Source organism: Vibrio sp. 1401 (genome assembly GCF_033340295.1).
The window spans coordinates 12,694-31,015 of record NZ_JAWOWF010000056.1; the positions used below are offsets into that span (position 1 = coordinate 12,694).

The following is an 18,322-nucleotide window of genomic DNA, read 5'->3' on the forward strand; positions in this document are numbered from 1 at the left end:
CCTTATGCCTCCACTTTCTTTGGTGAACCATCAGGTTTCAACATAGCAATCACGAAGTCCATAGAAGACTCCACTTTGCCTTGGTTTACTGCCGCTGCTGGGTCAACGTTCTTCGGACAAACTTCAGAACAGTAACCAACAAACGTACAACCCCAAGCACCGTTTTCACCGTTGATAAGCTTCATGCGCTCATCTTTACCGTTGTCACGGCTGTCTAGGTTGTAGCGGTGGGCTAGCGTTAGTGCAGCAGGACCGATGAACTCTGGGTTAAGACCAAACTGAGGACATGCTGCATAGCACAGACCACAGTTGATACAGCCAGCGAATTGCTTGTATTTCGCCATCTGTTCTGGCGTTTGCAAGTTCGTACCGTCTTCTGGTTTACGATCGTTACCAATGATGTATGGTTTGATTGCTTCTAGGCGCTCGATGAATGGCGTCATATCAACAATCAAGTCTTTCTCGATTGGGAAGTTCGCTAGAGGCTCGATAGTCACACCGTCTGGGTAGTCACGTAGGAAGCTCTTACAAGCAAGTTTCGGTACGTTGTTCACCATGATGCCGCAAGAACCACAGATCGCCATACGGCAAGACCAACGGTAAGACAGATCTTTGTCTAGGTGGTCTTTGATGTAACCAAGTGCGTCAAGTACAGACATGGTTTCATCGAATGGGACTTCGAATGTTTGCTTGTATGGTTCTGCATCTTTCTCTGGGTCGTAACGCAGGATGTCTACTTTTTGAATGCGATTTGCTGACATTATGCTTGCTCCTCTGCGTTCTTCTCTTCAGCCGCTGCTTTTTCTGCTGCTTCACCGTATAGACGAGCTTTTGGCTGTGACTTAGTGATGGTCACATTGCTGTAATCGATACTTGGTGCTGACTCTGGCTTGTAGAAAGCAAGTGAGTGTTTTAGGAAATTCACGTCATCACGTTCTGTACAACCGTCGTCTAGACGTTGGTGCGCGCCGCGCGACTCTTTACGTAGAATCGCAGAGTGAACCATCGCTTCTGCGACTTCTAGGCCGTAACCCACTTCGATTGCGTATAGAAGGTCTGTGTTGAACACTTTACCTTTGTCTTTGATGCTGATGCGTTTGTAGCGTTCTTTCAACTCAGTGATTTTGTCGATAGTCGCTTGCATCAAATCTTCTTGGCGGTATATACCACAGCCCGCTTCCATGGTGTGGCCCATTTCTGTGCGTATTTCTGCCCAGTTTTCGTCGCCTTCTTGGTTCATCAGTTTCGCGATGCGCTCTTCAACGGCTTTGACTTGCGCGTCAATTGCCGCGTCGTTCCAGCCTTTGAATTCTGCTGCGCGTTTCACTGCATTTTCACCCGCTACGCGGCCAAATACCACGAACTCAGCCAGTGAGTTAGAACCTAGACGGTTTGCACCGTGAAGACCAACAGACGCACATTCACCCACCGCGAATAGGCCTTTAATGCGAGTTTCACAACCGCCGTCCGTTTCAATACCACCCATGGTGTAGTGAACGGTTGGACGAATTGGAATTGGCTCTTTTGCAGGGTCCACGTTTACGTAAGCTTTTGCTAGCTCACAGATGAACGGTAGACGCTCTTGTAGGTACTCTTCACCAAGATGGCGAAGGTCTAGGTGCACCACGTCACCCAGTGGGTGTTTGATGGTGTTGCCTTTCTGTTGTTCGTGCCAGAAAGCTTGAGAAACTTTGTCACGAGGACCCAGTTCCATGTATTTGTTCTTCGGTTGGCCAACTGGAGTTTCAGGGCCCATGCCGTAATCTTGTAGGTAACGATAGCCGTTCTTGTTAACGATGATACCGCCTTCACCACGACAACCTTCCGTCATCAGGATACCTGTGCCTGGAAGACCGGTTGGGTGGTATTGAACGAATTCCATATCACGTAGAGGAACGCCGTGACGGTAAGCCATTGCCATACCATCGCCCGTTACGATACCACCGTTGGTGTTACAGTGGTAAACACGGCCCGCGCCACCTGTTGCTAGAACAACCGATTTTGCTTTGATAGTAACAAGCTCGCCTTCAGACATGTGAATAGCAATCAGACCTTGAACTTCGCCTTCATCAACAAGCAGATCCACCACAAAGTACTCATCAAAACGTTTGATGTTGCTGTACTTCATTGATGTCTGGAATAGCGTATGAAGCATGTGGAAGCCAGTTTTGTCTGCAGCGAACCAAGTACGTTCAACCTTCATACCACCAAAGCGGCGTACGTTGACTTCACCGTTCTCTTTACGACTCCATGGGCAACCCCATTGCTCCATTTGGATCATTTCGCGAGTCGCGTTCTCTACAAAGTATTCAACAACATCCTGTTCACATAGCCAGTCACCACCGCCAACAGTGTCGTTGAAGTGGTTGTCTAAGCTATCTTCATCCTTGATAACTGCTGCTGAGCCACCCTCTGCAGCGACCGTGTGGGAGCGCATTGGATAAACTTTAGAAATCAGAGCGACTTCTAAGTCTGGGTTTGCTTCAGCCGCTGCAATAGCAGTACGAAGACCAGCGCCGCCTGCGCCGATGACTGCGATATCTGTGGTGATAATTTGCACAGTTATCCTCCAGTGTGTGATTGCGGAAATCCGCTTGTTATTGTCATTACGAGGCGCTCTTTAAAAAGAACTCCCCAAAAGTAGTAGGGTTAGTGTAGATGAGCCACATGGCAGAAAAATTGATGTAATTGGGTTTTTGCTTCGGTAATGCACTTAAGGGCATAGAATTTATAGGTTATGTGACTGCTATCACGGCATCGAGGTTTTGGCCCTCAAGCATTAACATTAGGGATGTTAAACCTGTGTTGCGTGACATTAACCGCATGGATAATAGGTTTTTAACTGAGTGTTTTTTGTGCTGCGGCACGAGTAATGCTTGCCTCAAATTGGCGAGCACATTAGTAAAAAGAAGAAGGGATATTCCTCTCTTCTTGAAGAGTAAAAAGCATGTAGAATGAGGCTTTCCTCGCTGAATTAAAGTTTGAGAGACTTGTTATGCAAACCAACTGGCAACCTACTGCTTCCATTGACCAACTTCGTCAACGTGCGACGTTAATCGCGTCGATTCGACAATTCTTCGCTGACCGACAGGTGATGGAAGTCGATACGCCAGCCATGAGTCACGCAACCGTGACTGACATTCATTTGCATACTTTCCAAACCGAGTTTGTTGGCCCAGGCTATGCCGATGGCAGTAAGCTGTTTTTTATGACCAGCCCAGAGTTCCATATGAAGCGCCTTTTGGCTGCGGGCAGCGGTTGTATTTATCAAATCAACAAAGCATTTCGTAATGAAGAGAATGGTCGCTACCACAACCCTGAATTCACGATGTTGGAGTGGTATCGCGTTGGCTTTGACCATCATAAATTGATGGATGAAATGGATGACCTGTTGCAGCTGGTATTGAAGTGTGGCGCAGCGCAGCGCATGACGTATCAGCAAGCCTTCATTGATGTGTTGGGTGTGTGTCCACTGGAAGGCTCGATGACTGAGCTGAAAGCGGCGGCAAGCAAGCTGGGTTTGAGTGACATTGCTGAGCCTGAAGAAGATCGCGATACGCTGCTGCAACTACTATTTAGCGTGGGAGTAGAAAACAAAATTGGTCAGGACGTGCCAGCTTTTGTGTACGACTTCCCTGCATCACAGGCGGCGCTTGCGAAAATCAATCCTCAAGATCATCGCGTCGCGGATCGTTTTGAAGTGTACTTTAAGGGGATAGAGCTGGCGAACGGATTTCATGAACTGGATAACCCGAAAGAGCAATTAGCGCGCTTTGAACAAGATAACGCAAAGCGTATCGAAATGGGTTTAAAACCACAGCCGATCGATTATCATCTGATCTCTGCACTGGAAGCAGGGTTGCCAGATTGTGCAGGGGTCGCGTTGGGTATCGATCGTTTGATCATGCTGGCGCTGGGCTGTGACCACATTGATCAAGTGACGGCCTTTCCATTTCCAATTGCATAAGGACGTCCAATGAACCTGACGGCTGCACGTTTCGTCATCTTTAGCTACGCCATATTGATCGCTTTTTTATCTCTGAGTTCAGGTGAACTGCAAGACCGGGGTAATATCGCGTATCTCGACAAAATGCAGCACGCTATGGCGTACAGCGGCTTTGCGTTTTTAGGTTGTTTTTGTGTGTGGCGTTGGCGTCAACGTTGGGCGGTGGCGATTGGTATTTTGCTATTCAGCGCCGTTATTGAGTGGTTGCAAGGGTATGTAGGGCGACAAACTTCTTGGTTAGACCTTGTCGCCAACTCAACTGGCATCTTAACTGGTCTGTTATGTTACCGTATTTGGAGCCTCTATCGACCTAGGTTGGTGAAGTCGCTATACTCGATTCGTTAATGAAGAGGGAACACGATAACAATGAAAACGCGCGACAAAATCGTCTACGCGGCACTGGAGTTGTTCAACCAACATGGTGAGCGAAACATCACCACCAATCACATTGCCGATCACATCGAAATTAGCCCTGGTAATCTGTATTACCACTTCCGCAATAAGCAAGAAATCGTTCGTGAGATCTTTGCGCTTTATTCAGCAGAACTTTTAGAAAGATTTACCCCTATTCAAGGTTCGCAAGAGAGCCTGACTATGCTGAAGAGCTACCTAGACTCTATTTTTACCTTGATGTGGAAATACCGCTTTTTCTACGCAAACTTACCAGAAATCTTGTCACGAGATGAACAGCTACACGAACAGTACATCGATGTGCAAGAGAAGCTGCAAGCGAACCTCATTGCTATTATGCAAGAGTTCGTAACGATGAAGCTGTTGAATGTCGATCAACAACAGTTGAAGTCATTGGTATGTACATTGCACTTGATTGCGTGTAGTTGGTTGGCATATCAATCCGCGATGGCTTCAAAAACCAACATTACTGAGCAAATGGTGAAGCAAGGGATGTTGCAGATGCTTAATGTCGTTAAGCCATTAGCAACAGAGCAGGGCTTAGAGCAGCTACTGTTATTAGAAGATGCGGTTAGCAATCTACACAGTTAAACGTCAAACTGCTTAATATTTCGAGAGTCACTCTCATTTTCGAGTCGTGGCTCGAGTTGACTTGTCAAATATGCCACGCACAATAGTCCCATACGCTAAAAACCCTTGCAGGGATAAGATTCTCGATAAAGGAACTATCGCCCCATGAATTACGACATTTTTAATGGTGATGCTGATGGCATCATTGCTCTTCTACAATTGCGTTTGGCTGATCCTGTCGATGCCCAGTTAATAACCGGTGTAAAGCGCGACATCAAGCTGGTGGAAAAAGTAGACGTGCAAGCGGGTGATGAGCTGACTGTGTTAGACATTTCGATGGAAAAGAACATGGCAGGTCTAGAGCAAGCTTTGGCTCAAGGCGCGCACGTCTTTTACGCCGATCATCACAAAGCGGGCGACATTCCTCAGCATGGTAATTTGGATGCGCACATCGATCTCGATGCCAACATGTGCACGGCGTTGATTGTCGATAAGTTGCTTGATGGGCGTTTTCATGACTGGGCGATTACGGCGGCTTATGGCGATAACATGATTGCTAAAGCCGATGAGTTAGCGAATAACGCGGGCTTGTTGCAGCAACAGAAAGAGCAGCTAAAAGAGCTGGGTACTTTAATTAACTACAACGGCTACGGATCGAAGGTCGAAGATTTACACTTTCACCCTGCGGAGCTGTACCGAGCTTTGCTGAAGTACACGTCACCATTTGAAGCTATTGAAGATACGGCCTCGCCATACTACCAATTGCAATCGGCTTACCAACAAGACATGGAGGCGGCTCTCGCAGTGCCTGCCATGCATGAGAGTGGTAAGCTGAAGTTGTTTGAGTTACCAAACACGGCGGCATCACGCCGAATCAGTGGTGTTTATGGCAACTGGCTAGCAAACCAAACCCCTGACTCTGCGCATGCGGTACTTACTGAAAATGCAGATGGTACTTATACGGTTTCACTCCGCGCCCCATTAAACAATAAACAAGGTGCCGTTGCCGTGTGTGGTCAGTTCCCGACAGGTGGGGGGCGAGAGGCGGCGGCAGGAATCAACGCGTTAAGCAAAGATGATGTGAATGCTTTTATTGATGCGGTAGAAACCTACTACGCATAGCATTTTCCAAAATATGAATACAAAAAAGGAGCCGAGTGGCTCCTTTTTTATTATAAGTCTATGAGTCAGATAATCAGCGTTTTAACCAAGATTTCGGATTCTGCGCTTCACTATTACGACGAATTTCGAAGTACAGCGATGGTCTGTCTTGACCACCTGTATCACCCGCGAGAGCAATCACTTCGCCGGCGGTGACTCGGTCGCCTTCTTTTTTAGTTAACGCTTGGTTGTAACCATAGAGGGTCATGTCACCTTTTCCGTGGTCGAGCAGTACCACTAAACCGTATCCGCGCAGATACTCAGCAAATACGACAGTACCAGGATAAACGGCTTTCACTTGTTGACCATAGTTGGCAGACAACACCATGCCCTTCCAGTTTACCTGCCCGGTTTGTCGCGTACCAAAGTTGTGTAACACACTGCCTTTGAGTGGCCAAGGCAACTTACCGCGCTGTTTGCCGAGTCCGTCCATTGGCACCGCATTACGCTTCGCTGCTTTGGCGATCTCTGCTTTTAAACGGGTTTCGTTGCGTTGCAGCTCGGCTAAGTAGCGTTTGTCATTCTTGATACTGCTCTGAATTTTATTCAGGGTTTGCTTACGCTTGGATTGTGTACTCGCTAGCGCTGTACGTTTTTCGGATTGCTGCTTGAGCAGAGTCTCGATTTGCTCTTTTTCTAGCTCGAGCTGGTTTTTGTTGTGCGCTAATTCTTGGGTTATTTTGGTGATCGCATCAATCACTTCAGCACGTGCTTTAGCTAAATGCTGGAAGTATTGGCTCATGCGGTCTTCTTCCACACCTTGATTTAACAAGTGACCATTGGCCTTCGCTCGCTCGGTTACGTAATACGTTTGCAGCAGCTGTTTGAGTTCTTCTTCTTGCTCTTGACGCTGTGCTTCTTGCAAGGCAATTTTCTCTTCCAGGTTTTCTATGTTTTTGTCTGCTTGTGCGAGGTTAGACTTGGTTTGTCGTATTTCACGCTCAAGCTTAGAAATACCAAGCTCTTGATCTTTTAGTGATTTCTGTAACTCATTGAGCTGCTTTTCTTGGGAAGAGAGCGATTTGCGCTGACGGCTTATCTCACTGGATACGCCTTTGAGCTCTTGCTGACTCACAGCAGAGGAGGTAATGGGATAAGTGGCAGATAAAGCACAAGTTAATAAAATAGCCGAGCGTAGAACAGGGTGATTTTGTTTTCGCACTTGAGAGTTACCTACCACGTTGTTGTCAAAAAGGTTTGTTGACGATTAAATACCATCTCCATGGATAAAGCTTTGCGACTTGCCGTTAAAGCCTTGATCCATATCGAGAGAGGGTTTGTCCGTTTTTGGACGTCCGACGATTTTTGCAGGCACGCCAGCCACCGTTGTGTGAGGAGGCACGGCTTGCAATACCACAGAGCAAGATCCGATTTTCGCGCCTTCACCGACTTCGATATTGCCAAGAATCTTTGCACCAGCTCCGATCATCACACCCTCGCGAATTTTCGGGTGACGATCACCGCATTCTTTACCAGTACCACCAAGGGTGACATCTTGCAGTATAGACACGTCGTTTTCGACCACGGCAGTTTCACCAATCACGATGCCTGTTGCATGGTCGAGCATGATGCCACTACCAATGCGCGCTGCAGGGTGGATATCGACCTGACATGCTACCGAAATCTGATTTTGTAGGTAAGTCGCAAGAGCGTGACGACCTTGCTTCCATAGCCAGTTTGCTACTCGGTAGCCTTGCAGTGCGTGATAGCCTTTTAGGTACAGCAATGGCATTGAGTACATTGAAACAGCAGGGTCGCGATTGACCGTGGCACAAATATCACAAGCCGCGCCGTCAGTGATGGTTGGATCAGCTGCAAAGGCTTCTTCAACCACTTCACGCACAGCCATCGCTGGCATGGAAGCGGTGTTCAATTTGTTAGCCAGAATATAACTCAGAGCGGCACACAAACTTTCATGCTTGATAATGGTGGCATGATAGAAGCTCGCCAGCATAGGCTCTTGTTCTGACATTTCACGGGCTTCTGAGACAATTTTGTTCCAGACTTTTTGTTTTTCGCAGTGTTTCATTCTCAATATCCAGAGTGGTTCTTCCGTGACCCGACAACTTCAATTTTTCTCAGATGAGCTGCAAAGGGCGGTAGATTGCTACTTTCCTTCGGCTTTTTTGTCACGAGCAAGTAAATCTTGCGCTGCTAAGCGCGCATCTTTTCCTTGATACAATACTTGATAAACTTGATCAACTATCGGCATCTCAACACCCATACGTTGAGAAAGTAGCCATACTTCTTTTGTATTGCGGTAACCCTCAACCACTTGGCCAATTTCTTCTTGAGCCGTATCAACGTCTTTACCTTGGCCTAATGCCAAGCCAAAGCGTCGGTTACGTGATTGGTTATCGGTACATGTCAGGACAAGATCGCCTAAACCTGCCATGCCCATAAAGGTTTCTGGCTGTGCACCCAGCGCAGCACCAAGGCGACTCATTTCAGCCAAGCCACGAGTAATTAATGCAGTACGGGCGTTGGCGCCAAAACCGATACCATCAGACATACCTGCACCAATCGCAATAACGTTTTTCACAGCACCGCCCAATTGCATACCAATAAAGTCACTATTGGCATATACGCGGAAGGTTTTGCTACAGTGGATTTTTTCTTGTAGATCCGCAACAAATTCAGAATCTGGAGACGCAACTGAAATTGCAGTCGGCATACCCATTGCGAGCTCTTTCGCAAACGTTGGGCCAGACAATACTGCTAGTGAGTAGTTTTCACCGATAATGTCATAAGCGACGTCTTTCAGCAGGCGCCCCGTTTCAGGTTCAAGCCCTTTGGTTGCCCAACAGATGCGAGAGTCTTCGCGCAAGAATGGTTTACAGCTGTTTAGCACGATGCCAAAGACATGGCTTGGAACCACAACCAACAAATCTCGGCTTGCTTGAACGGCTTTTTCTAAATCCGATTCAATGATCAAGCTTTCAGGGAAATCAACACCTGGTAAGAAGGCATGGTTAGCTCGGTCTGCTTCTAGGCGAGCCATGTGCTCTGGCTCGTGTCCCCAAAGAACAACGTTCGCGCCGTTACGAGCGAGTGAGATTGCCAAAGAGGTGCCGTATGAGCCTGCGCCAATCACAGTCATTGCGATGTCTTTACCGTAAGCATTGTTTGTATTTGCTTGTGTCATGCTACCGCCTAATTGTCTTGCTACTAGTAGAATCTAGTTCCTAATCGTCAAATTTTACGCCTTCTGGCGATTAGGAACTAGGAACTTTTGTCAGAAATAAAAAATGCACATTGCATCGGATGGTAGACGCTCTGTGCATTTTATTTGAGTCGGTGACGTCAGCACTGTGGCTATTCGTCACTTATAAAACGTGAATTACGCTTCAGCTTCGCCTTGTTGAGCTTGCTGTTGTAGGTAGTTCATGAATAGCGCGTCAAAGTTTACTGGCGCTAGGTTCAGTTGAGGGAACGTACCTTTAACGACTAGGCTTGAGATAGTTTCACGAGCGTATGGGAATAGGATGTTCGGGCAGAATGCGCCTAGGCAATGTGCAAGTTGACCAGCTTCCATTTGTTCAGCAGTGAAGATACCACCTTGTTGAACTTCACATAGGAACGCAGTCTCTTCTTCGTTCTTCACAGTAACGGTTAGGCGTAGAACAACTTCGTAAACGCCTTCACCAAGCTCACGGCTTTGAGTGTCTAGGTCTAGTTTAACGTCTGGGTTCCACTCTTTCTGGAAAATTACTGGAGAGTTCGGCGCTTCAAAAGAAACGTCTTTTAGGAAGATGCGTTGAATTGCGAAGTTTTGTTGTGCGTCTTGAGGTGCTGCTTCAGCCATTTTTTAATCCTTAAATCAATATTTGTTGAGCCTAGAAACGTCTAAGCTCAGAAAACTGGTATGTCCTGAGACTAACTGAGCCAATCTACCTTGACTAGATGAAGCGTGTATTACGTGCAAAGCGTCACAACTTAGTGCTCCAACTGCTTTCAATTTGCTCAGTTTTTTGTCCGCGAGGCTTGGTAAAAGCGCGTTTAAACGCGAACTTTCGTTCTTGCCACGTTCCTACTTCTTACCGCGAACTAACGGCAGGTTCGCTTCGTTCCACGCAATCAAACCATTTTTTAGTAGGCTCACGTTTTCGAAGCCAGCTTTTACTAGTAGGTTTGCGCTTTCTTGAGCGGTCTGTCCTGTCTTACATACCACAATGATTGGGTCTGATTTGTGGTTTTCAAGGCTACCCAAGTTACCCGCTTTGATGTCTGACGGTAAAATGTGAAGTGAGTCGGTGATATGACCTTTTTTGAACTCGTCTTTGGTACGGATATCCACTACAACGCCGTTTTCACGGTTCATAAGATGAGTCAGTTGGTTTACGTTGATTTCTTTGTATGCGGCTGTCGCTGATTTCACGATGTTCATGATAAAGGCGACAAGAAGACCTACCCAAACCAAAGATAGAATCATGTTCTGTTGGAAAAATTCAATGTACTCTTGCATGTCTTGAGCTCTTACGCTGTTGGCGGAAAAATAAAGCAGGAGTATAGCGAGGTTACGGCTCTTAGGCGAGAGGGTTAAAATTTTCTAACGAATAATTGAGATCTCTATAAGCCCTTTATGCCCTTACTATCCGTACATTTTGCTCTGGTAGCTTGATTGCTTTTGCCTATTGGACTTATCGGTTTAAGTGACTTCTGTTTTACTGAGAAAAGAGAACAATAGGTATTAACCCATCTTGTTTGATGTTGCTTTAAATTAGCGCTGTTTCAAGTGCAAAAATAAGAATGAGAAGCGTAAGAAAACCGAACTTAGACTGGGGTGTACAAAGCGTATTAGAAATGACTATGCTTGTGGAACACGATTGTCGGCACTGACTCGTTGTTCGCTTAACTTGTAAGATAGCAACAATAAATCGCAAACATTATTTGATCTTAACCTACAGTTTTGGTTAAAAAGTGTAGTAAAATTACGCTAGTTTTGTTTCAAGGTTAGATAGGGCAGCGAAGCCCTACGCCAAAAGTTACTTAAATTTGATGAGGTCATCATTATGTCAGCTAAGAAGCCATTGGCTCTAGTTATCCTTGACGGTTACGGTTACCGTGAAGACACAGCAAGTAACGCAATTGCGAATGCTAAAACACCAGTAATGGATGCTCTGATTGCGAATAATCCACACACATTAATCTCTGCTTCAGGCATGGATGTTGGCCTTCCTGATGGTCAAATGGGTAACTCTGAAGTTGGTCACACTAACATTGGTGCAGGCCGCGTTGTATACCAAGACCTGACTCGTATCACTAAATCAATTGCTGATGGTGAGTTCGAACAAACGCCTGCGCTAGTTGAAGCTATCGACTCTGCAGTAAAAGCTGAGAAAGCAGTACACATCATGGGCCTGATGTCTCCAGGCGGTGTTCACTCTCACGAAGACCACATTTACGCAGCAGTTGAAATGGCAGCGGCGCGTGGCGCAGAGAAAATCTACCTACACTGCTTCCTAGACGGCCGTGACACACCACCACGTAGTGCTGAAAACTCACTACAACGTTTCCAAGGCCTATTTGCGAAACTAGGTAAAGGCCGCGTTGCTTCTCTAGTAGGTCGTTACTACGCAATGGACCGTGACAACAACTGGGATCGCGTCCAAGTTGCTTACGACCTTCTAACTCAAGCTAAAGCTGAATTCACAGCCGAAACGGCAGTTGCAGGCCTAGAAGCGGCTTACGCTCGTGAAGAAAACGACGAATTCGTTAAAGCAACAGCTATCAAAGCGGAAGGTCAAGAAGACGCAATCATGCAAGATGGTGATGCGGTTATCTTCATGAACTACCGTGCTGACCGTGCACGTCAAATCACTCGTGCATTCGTTCCTGCATTTGACGGCTTTGAGCGTGCAGCATTCCCAGCAATTAACTTTGTGATGCTGACTCAATACGCGGCTGATATCCCTCTAGCTATCGCATTCCCACCTGCGTCTCTAGAAAACACTTACGGTGAGTGGCTATCTAAACAAGGTCAAACTCAGCTACGTATCTCTGAAACAGAGAAATACGCACACGTGACTTTCTTCTTCAACGGTGGTGTTGAGAACGAATTCGAAGGCGAAGAGCGTCAATTGGTTGCTTCTCCAAAAGTTGCAACGTACGACATGCAGCCTGAAATGAGCTCTCCAGAACTAACAGAGAAGATGGTTGCGGCTATCAAGTCTGGTAAGTTCGATACCATCATCTGTAACTACCCGAATGCAGATATGGTTGGTCACACTGGCGTTTATGAAGCGGCTGAGAAAGCAATCGAAGCTCTAGATGAAAGTGTGGGTAAAGTGGTTGAAGCAATCAAAGAAGTTGGCGGTCAACTATTGATCACTGCGGACCACGGTAACGCAGAAATGATGATCGACCCTGAAACTGGCGGCATCCACACTGCTCACACTAACCTACCAGTGCCTCTAATCTATGTAGGTGACAAAGCGGTTGAATTCAAAGAAGGCGGTAAACTGTCTGACCTTGCACCAACCATGCTTTCTCTAGCTGGTCTGGAAATCCCAGCAGAAATGACGGGTGAAGTACTAGTTAAATAGTTAACTAACGGCTCCGAATGACAAAAGCCCGAGTTTAAACTCGGGCTTTTTTGTATCTGGCAGTAAGGGCTGGTCTGCAAGGTTACTGAACCAATATGCCCGCACCAATCACAGCTAGGGCTGCGCCCAACCATGCAAATCGGTTTGGTCGGCGTTTGGTGTAAATCCAGAGCAGTGGTAGCAACATAATTGGCGTGGTTGAAGATAGAAGTGCAACCATACCTACATTTCCTTCTTGCAGTGCGTATAAGATTAGCGTCATGCCGACGGCCATCGCCAAGAAACCATTAAGGGCAGTAATACCAAATACGCGCCAAGTAATGTGTTGCGTCGAGCGAGCGACTTTGACTCCTAGAATTAACAACATGCTGTGGGCGAAAAAGGCACTGATCATTCGAATAGCAGAAGCCGCAACTGGGTCAATACTGGTTTGCATTACTGGCTTGGCGATAATGCCTCCCAATGCTTGGCACATTGCTGCGGTTAAGCCAAGTCCAATACCTACCCAGATGTTACCTTTAATGTCTTCCAAGACGTTATTCACTTGACCTCTTCGGCCAAAGAATATCGCCATCACCACGCCGCTAAATACCAATGATGCGCCCAGTAGTTCTATTGTGGTCATGACTTCGCTAAATAAGAAGTAGCCCAAGATGGCAGAGAACACGGCGTGGCAAGAGAAGAGTAACCCGGCCTGTCTTGGCCCCATACGATTCAAACACGCGAATAGAGCGGTATCACCAATAAAAATACCAATCAGTCCTGAGGCCATCATTGGCGCTACATGTTCCCAAGAAACCGTTAACCAGCCGCCAGTCATCCAGGCCATTGTTGATAAGATCACGGCTGTGCAGCCCATACGCCAGCGGCTGTAAGAAAATGCGCCTAGGTGTTGTGCAGGAATGACCGAAATTAGGCTAGAAACTGCCCACAGAAAAGCGGCGCATAAAGCAAGCCATTCGTAACCCATGATGTGTCGACGTCCTTGTAGAGTAGAGGAGTCTTAATATGCACGAAATTTATGGGATGTAAAAGCCGCTCTGTAAGGGTAGTAGCTGGCGAGCAGCTCCATGACAACACGCTTTTTCATGGAGCTCTTCGATTAAAACAGTACCAAAACTGCGCCATACACGATAAGTAGACCAATCAAACCGAGAATCAGGCCTACTTTCGCCATGTCTTTGCTCTCGATGAGGCCTGTTGAATAAGCCAAAGAGTTTGGTGGTGTGGAAACCGGTAAGATCATGCCAAGTGATGCGGAGAAGGCGACGACAACCAGTAAACCTTGTAGGCCACCAACCGCAATAAGGCTTGGCATTGATGTACCAATAGCGGCAGCAATAGGCATCAATAAGTTTGCTGTTGCGGTATTAGACATAAAGTTCGCCATTAACCAACACACTACCGATAGGGCTAAAACAACGGCAAATGGTGATAGCAGGCTGTAATCAATGGCGTGCGCTAATGCTTCGGCTAAGCCCGTTTTGTCTAAGGCAATACCAATTGCTATACCACCGGCAACCAGCCATAAAACATCCCAGTTAATCAGCTTGAGCTCTTCTTTTCCCATAATGCCCGTTAACGTGAACACTGCTAGTGGGATAATCGCGACAACGTATGTATTCATGCCATGCACTTTCGTTGTCATCCAAAGCACAATGGTTAGTGCAAAAGTGATGTAGACGACGATCGCACGCCAGCTCCTTTTGAATGTACCATCTAGCTTTAGTTTCATTTCTGGTTCGCTAGACGGAAACAGCTTTTGCAACAAGAACCAAGCTACAGTGAGTTGTACCAACACAAAGGGTAGACCCATTGTCATCCACGATAGGAAGTCTATCGCGTTTTCTCCAGTGAGATATTGAAGCGCTATCGCATTAGGTGGCGTGCCTATCGGAGTCGCAATGCCGCCTGTATTCGCGGCAATTGGAATACACAACACCAGTGCTTTAATGCCTAAATCCCCTTTAGGTGCTGAAGCGACGATGGGGCCAAGCAGGGCTAGCATCATCACGGTCGTGGCAGTATTGGACATAAACATTGAAAAAACGGCGGTAATTAACATCAAGCCCAGCATTATGAACTTAGGTTGTGTGCCGAATGGTTTTAATAGCACTCGGGCGAGGTTGTTGTCGAGCTCGTATTTGGAAGCCGCAATCGCGAGAGCAAAACCACCCATAAAAAGAATAATGATCGGTGAAGAGAAGGCCGAGAAAATATCGGTGTAAGCAATTAACTCTCCTAAATCATGCCCCGCTGGTGGATTGCGAAATAGATGCAAACCTTTATCCGATATCATGATCAGTTCAAGAGCGATAATAAGAATGGACGTAGCAAAAACGGGAACCGGCTCGAGAACCCAAAGTAGGGCAGCAAGAAGAAAAATAGCCAACAGGCGATGCTGAATTAAAGTGAGATCGTCAATAGGAATAGCATCGATCGGCATCATCAAAACACCGAGCGGAATTAAAAAGCACACCAGCAATTTCGCCAACGTGTTTACACTCATCTTTGGCATTGGCTGCCCCTCTAAATATTCATTCTAAGCGCAGGATAATTGATTGTGGAATGAGGGTCTTAGAGGCAGGTATGAGTTTGAGAAATAGAGGCTAAATTTCGAACGGAGTTTTGCTTTTTATCAATAAAAAGAGCCCTTAATAAAGGGCTCTTTAACGTTGTTTTACTTATTTTTTCAAGGCGTAAGGTGTGCCCATAACGGTTGGCTTACCGTTTTCCATGCTTGCGTCAAACTCAATCGCGTCTTTGGCAAACAGGTTAATAACAGTAGAACCCAGTTTGAAGCGGCCCATCTCTTCGCCTTTTTTCAAGATCACGGCCTTGTCACCCTCTGCTGGGTAATCCCATTTGTAGACAGTGTTTCCACGAGGCGGAGTGATCGTGCCAGCCCATACTTGCTCAATGCTACCAACAATTGTCGCACCAACAAGCACCTGTGCCATTGGACCAAACTCAGTATCGAAGATACACACCACACGCTCGTTACGTGCAAATAGGTTTGGTACGTTTTCTGCTGTCAGAGGGTTTACTGAGAACAGGTCACCTGGTACGTAAATCATTTGGCGCAGGGTGCCGTCACATGGCATGTGTACACGGTGGTAATCGCGCGGAGATAGGTACAATGTCGCAAAAGAACCATCTTTAAATTCGTCAGCTAAATTCGCGTCACCGCCCAGCAATTCTTGTGCTGAGAAGTGATGACCTTTTGCTTGGATAAGTTGACCATCTTCAATAGGGCCAAACTGGCTAACACAAGCGTCGGCTGGATGAGTGATGACGTTTTCGCCTTCAGAAATTGGGCGTGCGCCTTCTTTTAGCTCACGAACGAAAAACTCGTTGAACGTTTTAAAATGCTTAGGATCTGAGTGCTTTGCCTCATCCATATTCACATTGTATTGTTTGATAAACCAACGAATAACTGCTGTTGTTAGACCGCCAGCTTTTGCTGAAGCCAGTTTACCCATTAGGCGAGTGAGGCCGTGTTGTGGGATCCAGTACTGCAGTCCAACTTTAAACTTGTCCATCTTTAATTCCGATACTTCTGTTAGATTCGCGCTTTAGGGCGCGTGATGTTACTGAAATTTAATTTGCTTGTCAGTATTAGGTGAAGACTTTTTACACAGTTACAGCCTTAACTCAATTACAGATCGGCTTTTTTATTACGTGAATACTGACGATTTGCTTTGTTTTCAACCATGCTTTCCAAAATACGATGATAATTTTCAAAGCGAGTTTCGTTAATTTCCCCGTTCTCGACAGCTTCACGTAGAAGGCAGCCTGGGTCATCATTGTGTTTACAATCTCGGAACTTGCAACCGCCTAAATATGGTCGAAATTCAACGAATGCTTTTGTTACTTCTTCTGCTTCCAAATGCCAAAGACCAAATTCACGTACTCCAGGTGAGTCGATCAAATCGCCACCCGTTGGAATGTGGTATAAACGTGCAGCCGTCGTGGTGTGTTGGCCCAAGCCAGAGTTCTCAGAGACTTCGCCTTCTTCCACTTCGCTCTCTAGTTCCGGCATTAACGCGTTGACTAAGCTGGATTTCCCTACGCCTGATTGACCAACAAAGATATTAATTCGATCACGCAGCAGGGTTTCTAGTTCAGCAATGCCTTCTCCAGACTTCTTGCTGACCAGAAGCACTTTATAGCCAATACGTTCATATTCTTTGAGCCATTCTTCATACATTGCACGGTCATCGGCTTCTAGAAGGTCGACCTTATTTAAGACCAACAATGGCGCAATATTCAGTGTTTCTGATGCAACGAGATAGCGGTCAATAATATTTAGCGATAGCTCTGGTAATACCGAAGAGACAATGACCATTTGATCAATATTGGCTGCAACGGGTTTTAGGCCATCGTAATAATCTGGACGAGTGAGCACTGAAGAGCGAGGTTCTACCGCTTCAACAACACCAGAGATGCCCGCCATAGACTCCAATCCTTCGCGCCATAAAACACGATCGCCAGATACTAGAGACTCAATACCACGGCGGAGGTTACAGCGTTGAATTTCGCCTGTTTCAAGGTCTTCAATGTCCGCGTGCTGACCAAAACGAGTGATCACGAGACCTTGCTTGCTGGCGCCTAGCATGTTTTCATCCCACTGGATGGAATCTTCTTGCTTCTTCAAACGCTTTTGTTGGTTGCTACGTACGCGTCGCACCTGACCTTTGGTTAACTTTTTCTTCTTTGCCACAATTCTGTACTTTATGTGAATTTACTCAAATGGTTGAGCCGTACTCTTGGCTCCGTGTATGAGTATCGTGTTTCTCGTATTTTGAGGTATAGTACCTCTTTTATCGATAAACAAATAGGCGGCGTAACCATGTCCTTTAGCGATCAAAACCTAATTTGGGTTGATTTAGAGATGACAGGGCTTGATCCTGAAACGCACAAAATCATCGAAATTGCTTCTATTGTCACGGATAGCGAACTAAATATTTTGGCTGAAGGTCCAGTGTTAGCGATTCATCAGCCGGAAGAAGAACTAGCGAAAATGGACGACTGGTGTACTAATACGCATACGGCAAGCGGTTTGGTGGAGCGCGTTCGAAACAGTCAAATCTCAGAACAAGACGCAGTCGCACAAACCATTGAATTTTTAGAAAAATGGGTGCCAAAAGGGGCGTCGCCAATATGTGGTAACAGCATTGGGCAGGATCGTCGCTTTTTATACAAGCACATGCCTGAGTTGGAAGAGTTCTTCCATTACCGATATGTTGACGTTAGTACTCTTAAAGAACTAGCACGTCGCTGGCAACCTGAGGTGCTAAATGGGTTCACAAAACAGGGAACACATTTGGCCTTGGACGACATTCGTGAGTCCATCGCAGAACTTAAGTACTATCGAGGTACTATTTTCAAGATTTAACTGTTAAGGTTGCGATCCAAATTGTTGTAATTTATATCGCTTTTGATTGCTTTTTCGTCGTTCAGTAAAAAAATAAAGTTTTTTTGAAGGAAGGACTTGCATCACAAAAAAATGCTCTTATAATTCGCAGCCCTAAACAGCGGAAACGTTGTTGATGCGACACTAGCTCAGTTGGTAGAGCGCAACCTTGCCAAGGTTGAGGTCACGAGTTCGAACCTCGTGTGTCGCTCC

General features: G+C 46.3%; 17 protein-coding genes and 1 tRNA gene. 7 read left to right on the top strand and 11 right to left on the bottom strand.

The genetic code is table 11. The features are described from left to right. Positions 1-2: 2 nt before the first annotated feature. Entirely contained in the window at positions 3-761 is a 759-nt protein-coding gene (locus R7Z77_RS21055; RefSeq protein WP_005381489.1) for a succinate dehydrogenase/fumarate reductase iron-sulfur subunit, read from the bottom strand. Beyond that, on the bottom strand, positions 761-2,560 hold the full coding sequence (gene frdA / locus R7Z77_RS21060) for a fumarate reductase (quinol) flavoprotein subunit (protein ID WP_005381487.1): 1,800 nt from the start codon (positions 2,558-2,560) through the stop codon (positions 761-763). The genes R7Z77_RS21055 and frdA overlap by 1 nt, the downstream gene beginning before the upstream one ends. Positions 2,561-2,995: 435 nt before the next feature. Between frdA and epmA the strand changes: the two genes are divergently transcribed. The 4 genes from epmA (at position 2,996) to R7Z77_RS21080 (ending at position 6,109) form a co-directional block, all read left to right on the top strand. After that, complete coding sequence (gene epmA / locus R7Z77_RS21065; RefSeq protein WP_005381485.1) at positions 2,996-3,967, top strand: elongation factor P--(R)-beta-lysine ligase; 972 nt, start codon at positions 2,996-2,998, stop codon at positions 3,965-3,967. 9 nt (positions 3,968-3,976) lie between these two features. Further along, on the top strand, positions 3,977-4,351 hold the full coding sequence (locus R7Z77_RS21070) for a VanZ family protein (protein ID WP_064354381.1): 375 nt from the start codon (positions 3,977-3,979) through the stop codon (positions 4,349-4,351). Positions 4,352-4,372: 21 nt separating this feature from the next. Beyond that, positions 4,373-5,008, top strand: a complete 636-nt coding sequence (locus R7Z77_RS21075) for a TetR/AcrR family transcriptional regulator (RefSeq protein WP_005381480.1) — start codon at positions 4,373-4,375, stop codon at positions 5,006-5,008. Between the two features lie 144 nt (positions 5,009-5,152). Beyond that, the gene (locus R7Z77_RS21080) at positions 5,153-6,109 is read left to right on the top strand and encodes an acetyltransferase (protein ID WP_017821834.1); all 957 of its coding nucleotides are present in this window, start codon (positions 5,153-5,155) and stop codon (positions 6,107-6,109) included. A 73-nt stretch (positions 6,110-6,182) separates the two neighbouring features. Here the strand turns inward: R7Z77_RS21080 and R7Z77_RS21085 are convergent, their stop codons facing one another. From R7Z77_RS21085 to R7Z77_RS21105, 5 genes are all read right to left on the bottom strand, one after another. Then, on the bottom strand, positions 6,183-7,328 hold the full coding sequence (locus tag R7Z77_RS21085) for a murein hydrolase activator EnvC family protein (protein WP_005381476.1): 1,146 nt from the start codon (positions 7,326-7,328) through the stop codon (positions 6,183-6,185). A 27-nt stretch (positions 7,329-7,355) separates the two neighbouring features. Further along, on the bottom strand, positions 7,356-8,177 hold the full coding sequence (gene cysE / locus R7Z77_RS21090) for a serine O-acetyltransferase (RefSeq protein WP_005381475.1): 822 nt from the start codon (positions 8,175-8,177) through the stop codon (positions 7,356-7,358). Positions 8,178-8,255: 78 nt separating this feature from the next. Continuing rightward, positions 8,256-9,293, bottom strand: coding sequence for an NAD(P)H-dependent glycerol-3-phosphate dehydrogenase (gene gpsA, locus R7Z77_RS21095; RefSeq protein ID WP_318136814.1), 1,038 nt, complete (start codon positions 9,291-9,293; stop codon positions 8,256-8,258). A 195-nt stretch (positions 9,294-9,488) separates the two neighbouring features. Beyond that, complete coding sequence (gene secB / locus R7Z77_RS21100) at positions 9,489-9,953, bottom strand: protein-export chaperone SecB (protein ID WP_005386410.1); 465 nt, start codon at positions 9,951-9,953, stop codon at positions 9,489-9,491. 225 nt (positions 9,954-10,178) lie between these two features. Then, positions 10,179-10,613: a rhodanese-like domain-containing protein gene (locus tag R7Z77_RS21105; RefSeq protein WP_005386415.1), complete on the bottom strand. Its 435-nt coding sequence runs from the start codon at positions 10,611-10,613 to the stop codon at positions 10,179-10,181. 547 nt (positions 10,614-11,160) lie between these two features. Here R7Z77_RS21105 and gpmM point away from each other — a divergent pair. After that, complete coding sequence (gene gpmM, locus R7Z77_RS21110; RefSeq protein WP_213896507.1) at positions 11,161-12,693, top strand: 2,3-bisphosphoglycerate-independent phosphoglycerate mutase; 1,533 nt, start codon at positions 11,161-11,163, stop codon at positions 12,691-12,693. An 82-nt stretch (positions 12,694-12,775) separates the two neighbouring features. Here gpmM and R7Z77_RS21115 read toward each other — a convergent pair whose 3' ends face one another. The 4 genes from R7Z77_RS21115 to rsgA all read right to left on the bottom strand — a co-directional run bounded on the left by R7Z77_RS21115 (position 12,776) and on the right by rsgA (position 17,416). Then, positions 12,776-13,663 carry a DMT family transporter gene (locus tag R7Z77_RS21115; protein WP_064368826.1) on the bottom strand — a complete coding sequence of 296 codons (888 nt, stop codon included), beginning with the start codon at positions 13,661-13,663 and terminating at the stop codon, positions 12,776-12,778. Between the two features lie 132 nt (positions 13,664-13,795). Next, on the bottom strand, positions 13,796-15,211 hold the full coding sequence (locus R7Z77_RS21120) for an SLC13 family permease (RefSeq protein WP_025768799.1): 1,416 nt from the start codon (positions 15,209-15,211) through the stop codon (positions 13,796-13,798). A 166-nt stretch (positions 15,212-15,377) separates the two neighbouring features. Next, on the bottom strand, positions 15,378-16,235 hold the full coding sequence (gene asd, locus R7Z77_RS21125) for an archaetidylserine decarboxylase (RefSeq protein ID WP_005381465.1): 858 nt from the start codon (positions 16,233-16,235) through the stop codon (positions 15,378-15,380). 116 nt (positions 16,236-16,351) lie between these two features. Further along, positions 16,352-17,416, bottom strand: a complete 1,065-nt coding sequence (rsgA, locus tag R7Z77_RS21130) for a small ribosomal subunit biogenesis GTPase RsgA (protein ID WP_005386419.1) — start codon at positions 17,414-17,416, stop codon at positions 16,352-16,354. Positions 17,417-17,545: 129 nt separating this feature from the next. On the opposite strand from rsgA, the gene orn reads away from it, so the two are divergent. Both orn and R7Z77_RS21140 read left to right on the top strand, forming a co-directional pair. Next, entirely contained in the window at positions 17,546-18,091 is a 546-nt protein-coding gene (orn, locus tag R7Z77_RS21135) for an oligoribonuclease (protein ID WP_017635574.1), read from the top strand. Positions 18,092-18,247: 156 nt separating this feature from the next. Continuing rightward, positions 18,248-18,320 (top strand) — tRNA-Gly (locus tag R7Z77_RS21140). Positions 18,321-18,322: the final 2 nt, after the last annotated feature.